The sequence below is a fragment of the Sphingomonas alpina genome (genome assembly GCF_014490665.1).
Classification (GTDB): Bacteria; Pseudomonadota; Alphaproteobacteria; order Sphingomonadales; family Sphingomonadaceae; genus Sphingomonas; species Sphingomonas alpina.
This window is the reverse complement of sequence record NZ_CP061038.1, coordinates 1,729,173-1,743,519: the sequence shown is the minus strand read 5'-3', so window position 1 is coordinate 1,743,519 and position 14,347 is coordinate 1,729,173. Positions and strand designations below refer to the sequence as shown.

16 protein-coding genes are annotated in these 14,347 nt (G+C 62.8%); 11 read left to right on the top strand and 5 right to left on the bottom strand.

Annotated features, from left to right (window positions below):
- Positions 1 to 18 precede the first annotated feature (18 nt).
- Positions 19 to 843 carry a LysR substrate-binding domain-containing protein gene (locus H3Z74_RS08015; protein ID WP_187763374.1) on the bottom strand — a complete coding sequence of 275 codons (825 nt, stop codon included), beginning with the start codon at positions 841 to 843 and terminating at the stop codon, positions 19 to 21.
- 187 nt (positions 844 to 1,030) lie between these two features.
- Between H3Z74_RS08015 and H3Z74_RS08010 the strand changes: the two genes are divergently transcribed.
- The 5 genes from H3Z74_RS08010 to H3Z74_RS07990 all read left to right on the top strand — a co-directional run bounded on the left by H3Z74_RS08010 (position 1,031) and on the right by H3Z74_RS07990 (position 3,784).
- Positions 1,031 to 1,876, top strand: a complete 846-nt coding sequence (locus H3Z74_RS08010; RefSeq protein WP_187763373.1) for a TolB family protein — start codon at positions 1,031 to 1,033, stop codon at positions 1,874 to 1,876.
- A 4-nt stretch (positions 1,877 to 1,880) separates the two neighbouring features.
- Positions 1,881 to 2,324, top strand: coding sequence for a RidA family protein (locus H3Z74_RS08005; RefSeq protein WP_187763372.1), 444 nt, complete (start codon positions 1,881 to 1,883; stop codon positions 2,322 to 2,324).
- Positions 2,325 to 2,347: 23 nt separating this feature from the next.
- Positions 2,348 to 2,758, top strand: coding sequence for a GFA family protein (locus H3Z74_RS08000; RefSeq protein ID WP_187763371.1), 411 nt, complete (start codon positions 2,348 to 2,350; stop codon positions 2,756 to 2,758).
- Positions 2,759 to 3,099: 341 nt separating this feature from the next.
- Positions 3,100 to 3,279 (top strand): hypothetical protein, encoded by a 180-nt coding sequence (locus H3Z74_RS07995; RefSeq protein ID WP_187763370.1) that lies wholly within the window; start codon positions 3,100 to 3,102, stop codon positions 3,277 to 3,279.
- A gap of 13 nt (positions 3,280 to 3,292) precedes the next feature.
- Positions 3,293 to 3,784 carry a methylated-DNA--[protein]-cysteine S-methyltransferase gene (locus H3Z74_RS07990; protein ID WP_187763369.1) on the top strand — a complete coding sequence of 164 codons (492 nt, stop codon included), beginning with the start codon at positions 3,293 to 3,295 and terminating at the stop codon, positions 3,782 to 3,784.
- An 11-nt stretch (positions 3,785 to 3,795) separates the two neighbouring features.
- Here H3Z74_RS07990 and H3Z74_RS07985 read toward each other — a convergent pair whose 3' ends face one another.
- Both H3Z74_RS07985 and H3Z74_RS07980 read right to left on the bottom strand, forming a co-directional pair.
- Entirely contained in the window at positions 3,796 to 4,221 is a 426-nt protein-coding gene (locus H3Z74_RS07985; RefSeq protein ID WP_187763368.1) for a GNAT family N-acetyltransferase, read from the bottom strand.
- Positions 4,218 to 4,781, bottom strand: coding sequence for a TetR/AcrR family transcriptional regulator (locus H3Z74_RS07980; protein WP_187763367.1), 564 nt, complete (start codon positions 4,779 to 4,781; stop codon positions 4,218 to 4,220). Before H3Z74_RS07980 ends, H3Z74_RS07985 begins: the two co-directional genes overlap by 4 nt.
- 82 nt (positions 4,782 to 4,863) lie before the next feature.
- On the opposite strand from H3Z74_RS07980, the gene H3Z74_RS07975 reads away from it, so the two are divergent.
- Positions 4,864 to 5,772, top strand: a complete 909-nt coding sequence (locus tag H3Z74_RS07975; protein ID WP_187763366.1) for an SDR family oxidoreductase — start codon at positions 4,864 to 4,866, stop codon at positions 5,770 to 5,772.
- A gap of 59 nt (positions 5,773 to 5,831) precedes the next feature.
- On the opposite strand, the gene H3Z74_RS07970 is transcribed toward H3Z74_RS07975, so the two are convergent.
- Both H3Z74_RS07970 and H3Z74_RS07965 read right to left on the bottom strand, forming a co-directional pair.
- Positions 5,832 to 6,731, bottom strand: a complete 900-nt coding sequence (locus tag H3Z74_RS07970; RefSeq protein ID WP_187763365.1) for an SDR family NAD(P)-dependent oxidoreductase — start codon at positions 6,729 to 6,731, stop codon at positions 5,832 to 5,834.
- A gap of 47 nt (positions 6,732 to 6,778) precedes the next feature.
- Positions 6,779 to 7,519: an SDR family oxidoreductase gene (locus H3Z74_RS07965; RefSeq protein ID WP_187763364.1), complete on the bottom strand. Its 741-nt coding sequence runs from the start codon at positions 7,517 to 7,519 to the stop codon at positions 6,779 to 6,781.
- A gap of 127 nt (positions 7,520 to 7,646) precedes the next feature.
- On the opposite strand from H3Z74_RS07965, the gene H3Z74_RS07960 reads away from it, so the two are divergent.
- The 5 genes from H3Z74_RS07960 to H3Z74_RS07940 all read left to right on the top strand — a co-directional run bounded on the left by H3Z74_RS07960 (position 7,647) and on the right by H3Z74_RS07940 (position 14,302).
- Positions 7,647 to 8,549, top strand: coding sequence for a LysR family transcriptional regulator (locus H3Z74_RS07960; RefSeq protein WP_187763363.1), 903 nt, complete (start codon positions 7,647 to 7,649; stop codon positions 8,547 to 8,549).
- Between the two features lie 195 nt (positions 8,550 to 8,744).
- Positions 8,745 to 10,043, top strand: a complete 1,299-nt coding sequence (locus H3Z74_RS07955; protein ID WP_187763362.1) for a hypothetical protein — start codon at positions 8,745 to 8,747, stop codon at positions 10,041 to 10,043.
- A gap of 12 nt (positions 10,044 to 10,055) precedes the next feature.
- Positions 10,056 to 10,940: a FecR family protein gene (locus H3Z74_RS07950; protein WP_187763361.1), complete on the top strand. Its 885-nt coding sequence runs from the start codon at positions 10,056 to 10,058 to the stop codon at positions 10,938 to 10,940.
- A gap of 125 nt (positions 10,941 to 11,065) precedes the next feature.
- On the top strand, positions 11,066 to 12,727 hold the full coding sequence (locus H3Z74_RS07945; protein WP_229726969.1) for an acetolactate synthase large subunit: 1,662 nt from the start codon (positions 11,066 to 11,068) through the stop codon (positions 12,725 to 12,727).
- Positions 12,728 to 12,868: 141 nt separating this feature from the next.
- Positions 12,869 to 14,302, top strand: a complete 1,434-nt coding sequence (locus H3Z74_RS07940; RefSeq protein ID WP_187763360.1) for an aldehyde dehydrogenase family protein — start codon at positions 12,869 to 12,871, stop codon at positions 14,300 to 14,302.
- Positions 14,303 to 14,347: the final 45 nt, after the last annotated feature.

Below are 14,347 nucleotides of genomic sequence, written 5' to 3'. Positions count from 1 at the left end.
CCCCGAGGGCGCGTTCAGCTAGCCTATCGTTTCCATCAGCCAGTCGCAAAACGCGGTCACGTGCGGTCGCGCCTCTCCCTCCGCCGTCAGCAGCCAATATGACTCCGGGCCGTTCAGCGTGATATCGAACGGTCGAATCAGCCGGCCGAGGGTGATGGCGTCGGCGAACAGCCGCGGCGACAATAATGCCACGCCTGCGCCTTCAAGTGCCGCCGCACCTGCGAGATCCTGTGTCGGGTAACGCGCATTCGAATAATGCGGGCCCTGCGCCGGCACCGGGATACCGGCAAGCGTGAACCAGGCGTCCCATTCGTCGCTATGAACCAGTTCGCAGGTCAGCAGGCCGGCGGGGCTCGACAGAATACCGGGATCATAGAGATGCGGATTGTAGAGCGGCGTTCCCTCGACGGCGAACAGCCTGGTCGAGGCACAGCCTCGCCACCGCCCCCGTCCACTCCGAATCGCCACGTCGAAACTGCCCTGCGGGCGAACGTCGATCGCCGCATCGACCACGATCCGCACCGGGTCGTGCGCCTTTCTGAAGTCCGCGAGCCGCGGCGCCAGCCAGCGCGCCGCGAAGGTCGGCGCGGCGCTGATACGGATCACCCTGCTGTCGCTGCACTCGTCGATGCCGGCGGAGAGAATCGCCAGCGCATCGCGAACCCGCCCGGCCAGACGCAAGCCCTGTTCGGTAGGTGCGACCCGCGGGCCATGCCGTTCGAACAGGCTCACCCCGAGTTCGGCCTGCAGGTCACGCATGCGCTGGCTGACCGCGGCCGGGCTGACGCCCAGCTCATCTGCCGCACGCGAATAGCTTGCATGACGCGCGCATGCCTCGAGCATGCGCAGCGATTCAATCGAAGGCCGGCGTTGTCTCATGCGGCACATTGTAAGCACAGGTTGAAATCGCTGCCACAATGATCGTTTTGGCGAGCCGCTGCGCCTCGGTAGCGTGTTGCCAATGACTCTTCGCATTCTTCGATTTAAAGCGCCTCGCGCAGCTCTGGCGTGCGCTACGATTGCAGCGACAATGCTCCCAATCGCCAATGCTCCCCGAACGCCGCGCCACTGGACGCCGCCCGCAATTTCAACCGATGACTACGAATCGACACCCACCTTCTCGCCCGATGGACGCGAACTCCTCTATCTTTCCGCCGACCGCTCCTTCGCACGGTGGCGCCTGTTGATGTCACGCTGCATCGATGGCCGCTGGAGTTCGCCGGCCCCTCCTCCGTTCGCTGCGCCCACCCCAGTGATCGAGGCCGATCCCGGATATACGCCCGACGGCAAGGGCCTGTATTTCCTCTCCGCACGGCATGATCCTGCGAATGAGGATTTCGACATTTGGTATGTCGAGCGCCACGCCGATGGCAACTGGGGCCAGCCGCGACGTCTGCCCTCGCCAGTGAACTCACCGCATGCCGAATTGCTGCCGCGCGCCGACCTTGCAGGACGACTCTATTTCGGATCCAGCCGGCTCGGGGGCCACGGGCAAGGCGATATCTATGTTGCCGAGCGCGATCGCCAGGGTAGCTGGCAGGTGCGCAATGCCGGCCCGCCCATCAGTACGGCGGCCAATGAATATGAAGCGGAGATTTCGCGCGATGGCCGCACAATGATCGTCGTTGCGGATCGTGGCGATCGCTCGCACCTCTATCGCTTCGTGCGCGATGGAAGCACATGGCGTGAGACAGGACGCGTACCGACCGACCTCACCGTCTTCCAGGTCGGTCCATTGCTGTCACCCGACGCCCGCTCGCTGCTCTTCGCTCAGGCCGATCAAAAACGCTCCGGCGAGATTTTCCAGGCCGATCTGCAGCCCGACGGAGCACGCGGCTGGCCGAAACCATGCGAAAACCAGGGGCGCGAGCAATGAGGCGATGCTGATCAACCGCCGCGAGGCCGCCACGACCTTGTTGTCGCTGACTCAGGTTAACCCCGTATCCGTGTCGGGAGGCACCTTGCGACCGATCGAGCCGACACAGGCCAGTTATGCATCGGCCTTTCTGGTCGAGCGAGCGACGCGGCTATTATTCGTCAGCGGCCAGACCCCCACCGATCGTGAGGGCCGCGCGCCGAAGGGGTTCGGAGCACAGGCACGACTGGCATGGCGCAATGTCGAGACTCAGTTGCGCCTTGCCGACATGACGCTGGCCAACCTCGCCAAGGTCACGATATTCCTCGGCGATCGCTTGTACCGCGCCGAGAATACGGAGATCCGCCGGCAGATTCTTGGACCACTCTCCCCCGCGCTTACCGTAATCATCGTCGACATTTTCGATGAGGATTGGCTAATTGAGATTGAAGCGATCGCTTGCGCTTGACCTTCTTCAAAGGGGAACATCGTATGACGACAACCTATCATGGCAGCTGCCATTGCGGCCGCGTTGCGTTCGAAGTGGACGTCGATCTCGCGGGCAGCAGCAAATGCAATTGCCGTTACTGCTGGAAACAACGCAACTGGAATGTCACCGGCCTGAAGCCCGACCAGTTCCGCCTGGTACAGGGCGAGGAGCATCTCGGAGATTATGCCCGGTCCGGCGAGGGATTCGAGACGCATCACCGCTTCTGCCTGCAGTGCGGCACGGCGACGCACGGACATGGCCGGATCGATGCGATGGGCGGTGATTTCGTCGGCGTTCGCGTTGCCGCACTTGACGATCTGCCGATCGACGATCTGATGGCGACCCCGATCACCTATTGCGACGGGCTGAACGACAATTGGTGGAATCCGCCGGCGGATATACGGCATCTATGATGTCGCGGATGCGCCCTCAATCCATTGAGTTTTCGGGTTGAACTGGTCGCCAATCGCGATTCAACCGCGCGGCGGCATGCGGCATTGTCACAGTCGGACGAGAGCCGGCCAGACGCTTCTTGTCCCGCTCTTTCACATGGCCGCGAAGCGCCGGGCGACACTCGCCCCTGTTTCGATCGAACCGGCCCCTGTTATTGCCCCTGTTCCACCCCTGTTTCCATAACAGGGGCGGAACCAGCCATACTGCTGAAAACAAACGCGTAATCCGGCGCTCCAATCCAACATAACAGGGGCGAGAAAATACAATGTCGAAAACAGGGGATAACAGGGGCGGAAAGCCGATGGCATGGTCAATCATCGATGATGGCGGAAGCGCCCAGCGTAGCGGCATCATAGCCTTTAAGCGCAATAATCAGGAAGCTGAGCGCTCCTCCGGTCGATACAAACCCGGCATCGAGCATCTCGCGGTCAGTGCCACGATTGCGACAACAATTCCGTTGGACGAGCCGCCGAAAGAATGAAGAGACCCACACCATGACCTATTCGTACAAGATCATCCCATCGCCGGTCGGCCTGCTCAAGCTGATCGCCAGCGACACGGGCCTGGCAGCGATCCTGTGGGAGAATGATGATCCGAACCGGGTCCGGCTCGGGCCGCTCGCCGAACAGCCCGACAATCCCATCCTCGCCGAAACCGAACGCCAGCTTGCCGCCTATTTCGCGGGAAAGCTCAATGCCTTCACCGTGCCACTCGATTTCAAGGGCACCGATTTTCAGAAAAGCGTCTGGGTCGCTTTGCTGACAATCCCGTTCGGTGAGACCCGCAGCTATGCCGAGATCGCGCGACAGATCGGCAAGCCGACCGCATTTCGCGCAGTGGGCGCGGCGAACGGTAAGAATCCGATCTCGATCATTGCACCATGTCACCGCGTGATCGGATCTGGCGGTGCGCTGACCGGCTTTGCCGGTGGTCTCGCGGCAAAGGAGCTGCTGTTAGACCTGGAGGGCGCGCACCGCGCCGCATAACTTCAGCTTGTTCACCGTTCGCGGCGATACCAGAACGCATCGGGCTGGCGCGCCATACCGATACGTTCGTAAAAGCCGACCGCTTCCGGCACCGAGGCCAGGATGACGCTGACCGTCTGCCCGAGCTGCCGGCGGGCCTCGTCGAGCAGACCCCGGCCGACCCCCAGCCCCTGCGCAGCGGGCGTCACCGCCAGTTCGGAGACGTAGCATGACCAGGAAAAGTCGGTGATCGCGCGCAGAACGCCGACCAGTGCGCCGTCCGCCTGATCCAGCCGCGCGGTCAGCACCAGATCGGCCTTGGCCAGCATGGTCGCCAGCCGTGGCGCGTCGTCGATCGGGCGAGTCGCGCCCAGCCCGGAGTCGATCAGCACATGACGAAAATCAGCCAACGCGAGAGCAGGGTCGGCGGCGTAGAAAATGCGACGGGTGCCAGTCATGAGATCTCCAGCGCGGTCAGAAATCGGTCGAGATGCGAGCGAATAAAGGCATCGAGCCGGCTTCCGGGCGAAAAACCCCAGAGCAGCAAGGCGCCCTGCCACTGGCCAACCATCAATATACCGATATCGGCCGGGGCGCCCGGCGTCCCGGCAAAGCACTCACCGATCCGCGCGGCGAGTGTCTCGATCCAGCGACGCCCGCGTTCGCGCAGATCGGGATGGCGCAGATCCTCGCGCAGCACATGGAGCTGATCGGCATAGCCCTCGATATCGCCATAAGTCTGCGACAACCGGCCAAGCATCGCAATCGCGCCGGCCGGCGTCCGTGACTCCTCTGCGGCAATCTGCTCATTGAGCAGTTCGAACCCGTCCCAGGCGTGAAGCATCGCGGCATGGATCAGCTTCGGCTTGCTGCCGAAACGCTGCACTAGGGTCGACCCCGCCAATCCGCTCCGTTCGGCCAATGCGGCAAAGGTCAGAGCCTCCGATCCGCGTTCCTGCATCAGCACCAGGGCATGCGCGAAAATCGCTTCGTCGGTGGTGGTTTTCGGTCTTGGCATCTTGCCCGGTCGTTTATAAATGAATATTCGTTTATATATTGGAAGCTGGACAGACACAAGACGAGTCGGAGCAGGATCTGGCATGCAGTTGACAGGAAAAGTGGCACTGGTGGCGGGCGCAACTCGCGGTGCCGGGCGTGGCATCGCTGCCGAGCTTGGTGCGGCTGGAACGACGGTCTATGTGACGGGGCGTTCCACGCGGACACAGCGTTCCGATTACGATCGACCCGAGACAATCGAGGAAACCGCCGAACTCGTCACGGCGCTCGGCGGTACCGGCATCGCCATACAGGCCGACCATCTGGTGTCCGATCAGGTGCGCGAGGTGGTTGCACGGATCCGCGCCGAACAGGGGCGGCTCGATATTCTGGTCAATGACATCTGGGGCGGCGAGATCCTGATGGAATGGAACAAGCCGGTATGGGAGCATGATCTCGACAAGGGGCTGCGCCTGTTGCGGCTGCAGGTCGAGACGCATTTGATCACTGCGCACCACGCCCTCGCGCTGATGATCGAGCAGCCCGGCGGATTGCTGATCGAGGTCACCGACGGACCGGCGGACTATAATGCCGGTCATTACCGCATCAATCCATTCTATGACCTCGCCAAGGTGTCGGTGAACCGTATGGGCTGGTCGCATGCCCAGGACTTGGTCCGTCATGACGCCACATCCGTGTCGCTCTCGCCCGGCTGGCTGCGGTCGGAACTAATGCTCGAAACATTCGGTGTGCGTGAGGAGAATTGGCGCGATGCGCTGGCTACAGTGCCGCACTTCGCCATTTCCGAAACCCCGCGCTTCGTCGGACGTGCAGCCGCGGCATTGGCCGCAGATCCGGACCGGGCACGGTGGAACGGCCAGTCGCTGACCAGTGGCCAATTGGCCAAGGTGTATGGCTTCACCGACCTCGACGGCTCGCGCCCCGACGCCTGGCCCTATGTCGTTGAGGTGCAGGACGCCGGCAAACCCGCCGACGTGACGGGCTATCGATAAAACGCATCGGTCCCGGAAAACGCAGAGCGCTCCGGGACCGACATGCGATCGAGCAGGGATCAGACCAACACTCTCGGCTTCAACAGGTCGGACAGGCCAACACGGTGCAGCATCTCGGCCCGCAGCCGGTCAAGCACGGTGAAGCCGACATCGGCGCCGTCCTGGGTCGGGTCGATATGGACGCGGAACGGGCGCTTGCCGAAATCCATGTCCACCACATCGACGATCGCGGTGGCAACCGACCCGGCATCGGCATCAGGCGGTACGATCGCACCGAACGCCTTTTCCAGCTGTGCCGGGAAACCGGCATAGGGCCCGGCATCATATTCAGCCGCACGTGCTGTATCGGCGGGGTGGCCGGCGTGGGCGAAATGGTTGGTGCCGCCGGTAAAGGCGCCGGGCACGATGATCGAGGTCTCTATGCCCCAGCGCGACAATTCGCGGGCATATTGCACCGCCATCGCATCCATTGCCGCCTTGGCGGCGAAATAGGGCGCGAGATAGGGCGGCGTGCCACCAGCCGAGCTGCTCGACGAGATCCAGACGAGCAGACCCTGCTGCTGCGCGCGCATATGCGGCAAGGCCGCGCGGTTCACCCGCTGTGCGCTCAGCACATTGATATCGTAGAGCTGAGCGAACTGCTCGGCCGTGAACGCCTCGGCCGGACCCGACGACATATGGCCGGCATTGTGGATCAGCACATCGATCCGGCCGGTTTCGGCAATCACCTGAGCGATACCGGCGTCGACCGAGTCCTGTGACTGGACATCGAGTTCGACGCTCCGCAGATCGACGCCATGCTGCTTCGAGAAAGCGGCGACCTTCTCCACCTCGACCGCATTGCGGCCAGTGGTTTCGCGCATTGAAGCGTAAACAATGTGCCCGGCGAGTGCGAGGGCCTCGGCGGCGAGACGGCCAAAGCCGCTGGACGCGCCGGTGACGATGATGGTCTTGGTCATGATATATGCTCCTTCAAGAGATTGAAAAATTGATGTGATTGTGAGGATCAGATGATGCCGCCATTGGCGCGCAGGATCTGGCCGTTGATCCACGCTCCGTCGGGACCGGCGAGGAAGGATATGGCGGCGGCGATGTCGTCGGGCTGGCCGAGGCGTTCGAGCGGCGCGAGCTTGGCCAGCCGGTCGATCACTTCCTGCGGCTTGCCGTCGAGGAACAGGCTGGTTGCGGTCGGCCCCGGAGCCACGCTGTTGACCGTGATATTCCGGCCGCGCAGTTCCTTGGCCAGCACATGAGTCATTGCCTCGACACCGGCCTTGGTCGCGGCATAGACGGCGTAACCCGGCTGATAGAGGCCGACCACGCTCGACGAGAGATTGACGATCCGCCCGCCGTCGCGCAGTCGCCGGGCGGCCTGGCGCAGCATGTTGAAACTGCCCTTCAGATTGATCGCGATCTGGGTGTCGAACAGGGCGTCGTCACTGTCGGCGAGCGGCGCGAGGGTCATGATGCCGGCATTGTTGACCAGGACATCGACGCCGCCATAGGCCGCCCCCGCTGCATCGAACATCCGTGCCACCGCATTGGGGTCGCTGATATCAGCCTGGGCGGTCACGGCGCGACCGCCAGCGCTTTCGATCTTGCCAACCAACGCTTCCGCTGCAGCCGCGCTACCGGCGAAATTGACCAGCACAGTGAAGCCGTCGGCCGCGAGCCGCTCGGCGATCGCAGCGCCGATGCCCCGCGAGGCACCGGTGACGATTGCGACCTTGTCATTGAATTGAGTCATTTGCTGTCTCCCTTGTCGTGTCCCGCCACCGCGGCAGGGCATGGAGGCTATTTGGACCTCGCCCTCACAAAGATAATCAGCCTATAATCGGCATCACTATTCCAAATATTAGAACAATGAGAATCTGATGGACCGGCTTGATGCCATGCAGCTCTTTGTCCGCATCGTGGAGCGGCGCAGCTTCACCGCCGCCGCGTACGATATCGGCGTGCCTCGATCGACCGTGACGCAAGTGATCCGGCGCCTGGAGGAACGGCTCGGCGTCCGCCTGCTCCAGCGCACCACCCGCGTGGTGCGCCCGACGCTCGACGGCGAGGCCTATTACCGCCGCTGTCTCTCGATCATCGACGATATCGAGGATGCCGAAGGCGCATTTGGCAGCACCTTGCCCAAGGGAACATTGCGCATCGACGTCCAGGGTACGCTGGCGCGGCATTTCCTGATGCCGGGGCTGTCCGATTTCTTCGCGCGCTATCCCGATATCGAGCTGGTGATGAGCGAAAGCGACCGTTGGGTCGACATCGTGCAGGAGGGCGTGGATTGCGTGCTGCGCTTCGGTAAATTGCCGGACAGCGATATGATCGCGCGTGCCGCCGGCACGCTTGCCCGCCATACCTGCGCGTCGCCCGATTATCTCGACCGTTTCGGACTGCCGGAGTCGATCGACATGCTGGACGGCCACCGCATGGTCGGTCTGCGCTCACTGACCACCGGCAGCCTGAGGCCGCTTGAATTCGTGATCGGGCCCGATGTGCAAAGCGCGCCGCTGCCCGCGATCATGTCGGTTACCGGTCCGGAAAGCTATCTAGCAGCCACCCGGCTCGGCCATGGCCTGGCGCAGATGCCGCTCTTCCATATCGCAGAGGATCTACGCCGCGGATCGTTGATCGCATTGCTGAGCGACACGCCTCCTCCATCGGTCCCGGTCTCGTTGCTATACCCACGCAATCGCCAGCTCTCGCCGCGCGTCCGCGTTTTCCTCGACTGGGCGATCCGGGAATTCGCCGAGCGCAACAAGCCCTTCACCTGACCGGCCGGAAACCGCTCCCGGCCAAGCCGGATCGACTGCGTAACGATATTCGTCCACCAATCTTTACGGACTTTGCCGCTAGGCGTATCGTCGTGACAGGGCGCTTGGACTGGAACGGCCATAATGGCCGCCGGTCCGCTGGCTGCAGGGCCAGCTCTTTTCCGTTGCTGCATATAGCGCGCAAGGACGCCTCAAATGGGGGATATGATGAATAATGGCTTCTTTTTCAGGAGCTTGCGTGCGAGCGTGATCGGCGGAACCTTGCTTGTTGCCGCAGTCGGGCCCGCTCTTGCCCAATCATCGCCCGAAACCGAGATCGACGCGCTGATCGATTCATCCGCGAGCCCTGCCGGCACGTTGGCGGCAGCACGCGGCCAGGCGGATGCCGGCGACCTGCTCGGCGCCGCAGCGACGCTGGAGGGCGCGTTGCTCGCCGAACCCTCTGATGAATCCGCCGATGTCCGGCGCTATTACATCACGATCCTGTGCCGACTCGACGACCGCCAGCGCGCAGGGGTTGAACTCGCCAAGCTCGATGGCGCGACCTTGTCGGACACCGGCTGGGCCGAGATACAACAGGCATGCGGCGCCCTACCCCGCCCCGCCGCGATCGACGGCAACCACCGGCCGAGCCGGCTCTCGGTCGAACTGTCGACCGGCATCGCTTATAATAGCGACGCTTACGGCGCGGTCGCCAACCAGTTCGATCTGCCCGGCGCCATCGACCTGAGCGACGACGGCCTGTCCTTCACTGCCTCGGCCAGCATCGACGGGCATGCACCGCTCGGCGGCAATGGCCATGTTTATTACGGCTTGGCGGCGCAGACCAACAACCCCATCTCTGGTCCCGGATTCGACTATCAGTTCGGCAGCGCCTGGCTCGGCTATGGCTATCAGGGCGAGGCAATCGGCGCGTCGTTCGGCGGCGTGCTGCGCCATGGCCGCATTGCGGGATCGCCCTACGTCACAGAATATGGCGGGCAGGCAGAGTTGACGGCGCGGGTCGCCGAAACCGGCCGCGTCGCACTGCGCGGCGAGGCGGTGAAGCAGGACTATAATTTCGCCCTGCCCGCGTATTCGCGCGACGGTGGACGCTATGATCTGGCACTGGAATATCAGGGTCGGCCGGGGACAGGCACCAGCTATGTCGTCGGCGCAGCCTATGAGTTGAAAGACGCCGACACGCATGTCCTCGGCTATCGCGGATTTCGCGGCTATCTCGGCCTGCGCACGCCGATCGTCGCCAACGGCACCTATGCTGCGCTGAGCGCGATCGTGCGCCATGTGAATTACCGTAACGCCCCGCTCATCCCCGACCGGATCGAGACGCGCTATTTCGCACGTGGTGCGATCGGCGTGCCGATCGGCGACAGCGGCTTCGCGATCGAGGGCGCGGCGAGTTACACGCGGCGCAACTACAACGCTGCCAGCCTCATTCGCGATTATGACAGTGTCGGGGCCGAACTTCGCCTGATCTACAACTTCGGCCACTGAGGGAGCGGAAAGATGACCCGATATATCAATTCGATCGCCCCCCTGATGGCGACCTCGTTGCTGGCCATGACCGCCATTCCGGCGACGGCGCAGACGGTCGGAATCAATGCACGCGTGCTGAACCAGGTACGTATGACGACCCAGGCGAATCCGACGCCGCACCAGGCGGTGATCAAAGAGCGCGTCTCGCTCGGCAATGACATCGAGACTGGCAAGGGCAGCGGGCTGCAGGTGCTGCTGCTTGACCGCACCAGCTTCACGATCGGCGCCAATGCCCGGATCAAAGTCGACCGGTTCGTCTATGATCCGGCGCGCAGTGCCAGCGCGGTCGGCCTGTCGGTGACCAAGGGAGCATTCCGCTTCATGTCGGGCAAGGCGCTCCACGCCAATCCCGGCCAGTCACAGATCCGCACGCCGATCGCCTCGATCGGTATTCGCGGCACAATCATCGACGCCGTGATCGGCGCGGACGCAATCCGCATCGCGGCGAAGGAAGCGGGGATTCCCAAGAGTTACAAGGCGGATCCCGCAACTGCATCGCTGATCCTGCTGCGCGGTCCCGGTGCCAATGCGCAAGGCGAACAGCGCGGTGCGATGGATGTCACCGCGGGCGACAAGACCGTCCCGGTCGAAACCGCTGGCTATGCGGTGTTCGTGCCCGCCCCGGGCCAGGCGCCGATCGGCCCATTCCTGCTGTCCGATGCCGGATCGGGTGCGCTGGCGGCATTGCTCGGCTCGGGCCGGGCGAGAAATGGCGCATCGGGACCGGATATCGATCCGCTTGAGTCCAACCCGACAGTCGATCAGTTCTTCGAGCGCGATCCCGGCCCGCGGCAGGATACGCCCAACCCCAACAACCCGAACAATCCCAACCCGAACAACCCCAACAACCCGTGATCGATGGCGGTTGCGCGCCGTCCCCACGCTCAAGCCACTGACCGTTTCGAGTCGCAGCCTTTCATGCCGGATGAGGCCATGCCATGCCGTGGATGAGCGCTGCGGACAGCATTGGAGATCGATCGATGAAAGCTTCGGACATCTTCATAAAATGCCTCGAAGACGAGGGCGTGGAATATGTCTTCGGCGTCCCTGGCGAAGAGAATCTCGATTTCCTCGATAGTCTGTCGCGCTCCTCCATCAAGTTGATCCTGACCCGACACGAGCAGGGCGCGGGGTTCATGGCCGCCACCTATGGCCGTCATACCGGCAAGACCGGGGTATGCCTGGCGACGCTTGGTCCCGGTGCGACCAATCTGGTGACGGCGGCGGCCTATGCCACGCTTGGCGGCATGCCGATCCTGATGGTCACCGGACAGAAGCCGATCCGGAAATCGAAACAGGGCCGTTTCCAGATTCTCGACGTGGTCGACATGATGCGCCCGATCACAAAATACACCCATCAACTCGCCAGCGCCGACAATATCCCGAGCCGGGTGCGCGAATGTTTCCGCCTCGCCGAGGAAGAAAAACCCGGCGCGACCCATCTCGAATTCCCCGAGGATGTGGCCGACGAACAAACCGAAGCCAGGCCGATCAGATCGAGCCTTGCGCGCCGCCCCTCGGCGGAGCCCAAGGCGGTCCGCGCAGCGGTCAAACGGCTCGAACAGGCCAAGGCCCCGGTGCTGGTGATCGGCGCCGGCGCCAACCGCAAGATGACCGGGCGGATGCTGCTGCAGTTCGTCGAAAAGACCGGCATTCCCTTCGTCACCACCCAGCTTGGCAAGGGCGTGATCGACGAGACGCATCCCAAATTTCTCGGCTGCGCGGCGTTGTCGGCGGGCGACTTCGTCCACCGCGCGATCGACGCGGCTGACCTGATCGTCAATGTCGGTCATGATGTCATCGAAAAACCGCCCTTCTTCATGAAATCGGGCGGCTGTGACGTCATCCACGTCTCGAGCCGCACCGCCGAGGTCGACCCGGTCTATTTCCCGCAGATCGAGGTGATCGGCGATATCGCCAATGCGATCTGGCAGATGAAGGAGGATATCGTACCCCAGCATTGGGGCTGCGAAACCATGCTCGCCGCGCGTGCCGCCGAGCTGGCGCACACCGCCACGCTCGACGGCGATACGCGCTTTCCGATCTTCCCGTCCTATCTGGTTCGCAAAGTGCGCGAGGCGATGCCGAATGACGGCATCATCTGCCTCGACAATGGCATCTACAAGATATGGTTCGCGCGCAATTATGCCGCGCGGCAGCAGAACACCGTGCTGCTCGACAATGCGCTCGCGACGATGGGCGCCGGCCTGCCCTCGGCGATGGCGTCGGCGATGGTCTATCCGGAGCGCAAGATCATGGCGATCTGCGGCGATGGCGGGTTCATGATGAACAGCCAGGAAATGGAGACCGCCGTCCGGCTGAAGCTCAACCTGACCGTGCTGATCCTCAATGACGGCGGTTACGGCATGATCCGGTGGAAACAGGCCAATATGGGCTTTGCCGATTTCGGGCTGACCTATGGCAACCCCGATTTCGTGAAATATGCCGAGGCATTCGGCGCCCATGGCCACCGCGTCGAGAGCGCCGCGCATCTGCCAGACTTGCTCAAGCAGACGCTTAACGCGCCGGGCGTCCATCTCATCGATTGCCCGGTCGATTATGCCGATAACGACCGGATATTGAACCACGAGATCAAGGAACTCAGCGCGACCGCGTCGACATCGACATCGACATCGACATAACCATCGCAACCTTCCCATGAGCCAGTCATGGCATTGGTCAGGCACGAGGTGAATCGGACGCGGCGAACCAGTCCGGGAGAGATATGTTACACCCATATGTAACATATCTCGCGGTGACGGCGATGATGTTGGGAGCCAGTGATGACAATGTTGAAACAGGTTTATCCGCTCTATCTCAACAACAAGGCTCTCCAACCTAACACAGACTTGGAAGTAACCGACAAATTCACCGGAGCGGTCGCGTTTCGCGTCGCCCAGGCCGATGCGGCCACGATCGATGAAGGCATTGCCGGCGCGGTCCGGGCGGCCGAACCGATGGCACGCCTGGCCAGCTATGAGCGTCAGGCGGTGCTGCAGCACTGTGTCGATCGCTTCAAGCAGCGCTTCGACGAACTGGCCTATGCCCTGTGCGTCGAGGCCGGCAAGCCGATCAAGGACAGCGAGGGCGAAGTCGGCCGGTTGATCGACACCTTCCGCATCGCCGCCGAGGAATCGGTGCGCATGACCGGCGAGGTCCAGCCACTCGACATCTCGGCCCGCGCGAAGGGCTATCAGGGGATCTGGAAACGCGTGCCGATCGGCCCCTGCTCGCTCATTTCGCCGTTCAACTTCCCGCTCAACCTCGCGGCGCACAAGATCGCCCCGGCGATCGCGGTCGGTTGCCCGTTCGTGATGAAGCCGGCCAGCCGCACCCCGCTCGGCGCGATCATCATGGGTGAGATTCTCGCCGAGACCGATCTGCCCGAAGGCGCCTTCTCGATTCTGCCCGCGCACCGTGAAGGCGCGGACCTGTTCACTGAGGACGACAGGCTGAAATTGCTCAGCTTCACCGGATCACCGGCAGTTGGGTGGGAGCTGAAGGCCAAGGCAGGCAAGAAGAAGGTCATCCTCGAACTCGGTGGCAATGCCGCGGTGATCGTCGATCATGACGCAGATCTGGACGATGCGCTGGAACGGATCATCTTCGGCGCTTTCTACCAGTCGGGACAGAGTTGCATCGGGGTGCAGCGGATCATCATCCATGCCGATATCTATGACCGGTTCCGCGACATGCTGGTCGCCCGGACCCGCACTCTGGTCGCGGGCGACCCGAAGGACCGTGCGACCTTTATCGGCCCGATGATCTCCGAGGGTGAGGCGCGCCGGCTTGACGGCTGGATCCAACAGGCCGTGACGGGCGGCGCGACCCTGCTCTGCGGCGGAAAGCGCGATGGTGCGATGCTCGAGGCCACATTGCTCGACCAGGTCGACCGCGACACCGCATTGTATCGCGAAGAAGCATTCGGGCCGGTTGCGGTCCTTAGTAAATTCAGTGACTTCAATGATGCTCTTGCCGAGGTGAATGACAGCAAGTTCGGGCTGCAGGCCGGTATCTTCACCCGCGATCTGTTCAAGATGTTCGATGCCTGGGACCGGCTTGAGGTCGGCGGCGTGGTGATCAACGACGTGCCGAGTTACCGCGTCGACAACATGCCTTATGGCGGCGTGAAAGACTCCGGACTGGGCCGCGAAGGCGTTCGTTTCGCGATGGAGGACATGACCGAGATTCGTAACCTGGTCATCCGCCGGCGCTGAGCCGGCAAGCCCGCTGAATCGTCCCATCCGCCACCAAGATTTTTC

What these genes read in the sequence shown, in the direction of transcription:
- H3Z74_RS08015 (WP_187763374.1), bottom strand. Translation starts at nt 843, where the DNA reads ATGCTCGAGGCATGCGCGCGTCATGCAAGCTATTCGCGTGCGGCAGAT.
- H3Z74_RS08010 (WP_187763373.1), top strand. Translation starts at nt 1,031, where the DNA reads ATGCTCCCAATCGCCAATGCTCCCCGAACGCCGCGCCACTGGACGCCG.
- H3Z74_RS08005 (WP_187763372.1), top strand. Translation starts at nt 1,881, where the DNA reads ATGCTGATCAACCGCCGCGAGGCCGCCACGACCTTGTTGTCGCTGACT.
- H3Z74_RS08000 (WP_187763371.1), top strand. Translation starts at nt 2,348, where the DNA reads ATGACGACAACCTATCATGGCAGCTGCCATTGCGGCCGCGTTGCGTTC.
- H3Z74_RS07995 (WP_187763370.1), top strand. Translation starts at nt 3,100, where the DNA reads ATGGCATGGTCAATCATCGATGATGGCGGAAGCGCCCAGCGTAGCGGC.
- H3Z74_RS07990 (WP_187763369.1), top strand. Translation starts at nt 3,293, where the DNA reads ATGACCTATTCGTACAAGATCATCCCATCGCCGGTCGGCCTGCTCAAG.
- H3Z74_RS07985 (WP_187763368.1), bottom strand. Translation starts at nt 4,221, where the DNA reads ATGACTGGCACCCGTCGCATTTTCTACGCCGCCGACCCTGCTCTCGCG.
- H3Z74_RS07980 (WP_187763367.1), bottom strand. Translation starts at nt 4,781, where the DNA reads ATGCCAAGACCGAAAACCACCACCGACGAAGCGATTTTCGCGCATGCC.
- H3Z74_RS07975 (WP_187763366.1), top strand. Translation starts at nt 4,864, where the DNA reads ATGCAGTTGACAGGAAAAGTGGCACTGGTGGCGGGCGCAACTCGCGGT.
- H3Z74_RS07970 (WP_187763365.1), bottom strand. Translation starts at nt 6,731, where the DNA reads ATGACCAAGACCATCATCGTCACCGGCGCGTCCAGCGGCTTTGGCCGT.
- H3Z74_RS07965 (WP_187763364.1), bottom strand. Translation starts at nt 7,519, where the DNA reads ATGACTCAATTCAATGACAAGGTCGCAATCGTCACCGGTGCCTCGCGG.
- H3Z74_RS07960 (WP_187763363.1), top strand. Translation starts at nt 7,647, where the DNA reads ATGGACCGGCTTGATGCCATGCAGCTCTTTGTCCGCATCGTGGAGCGG.
- H3Z74_RS07955 (WP_187763362.1), top strand. Translation starts at nt 8,745, where the DNA reads ATGGGGGATATGATGAATAATGGCTTCTTTTTCAGGAGCTTGCGTGCG.
- H3Z74_RS07950 (WP_187763361.1), top strand. Translation starts at nt 10,056, where the DNA reads ATGACCCGATATATCAATTCGATCGCCCCCCTGATGGCGACCTCGTTG.
- H3Z74_RS07945 (WP_229726969.1), top strand. Translation starts at nt 11,066, where the DNA reads ATGAAAGCTTCGGACATCTTCATAAAATGCCTCGAAGACGAGGGCGTG.
- H3Z74_RS07940 (WP_187763360.1), top strand. Translation starts at nt 12,869, where the DNA reads ATGACAATGTTGAAACAGGTTTATCCGCTCTATCTCAACAACAAGGCT.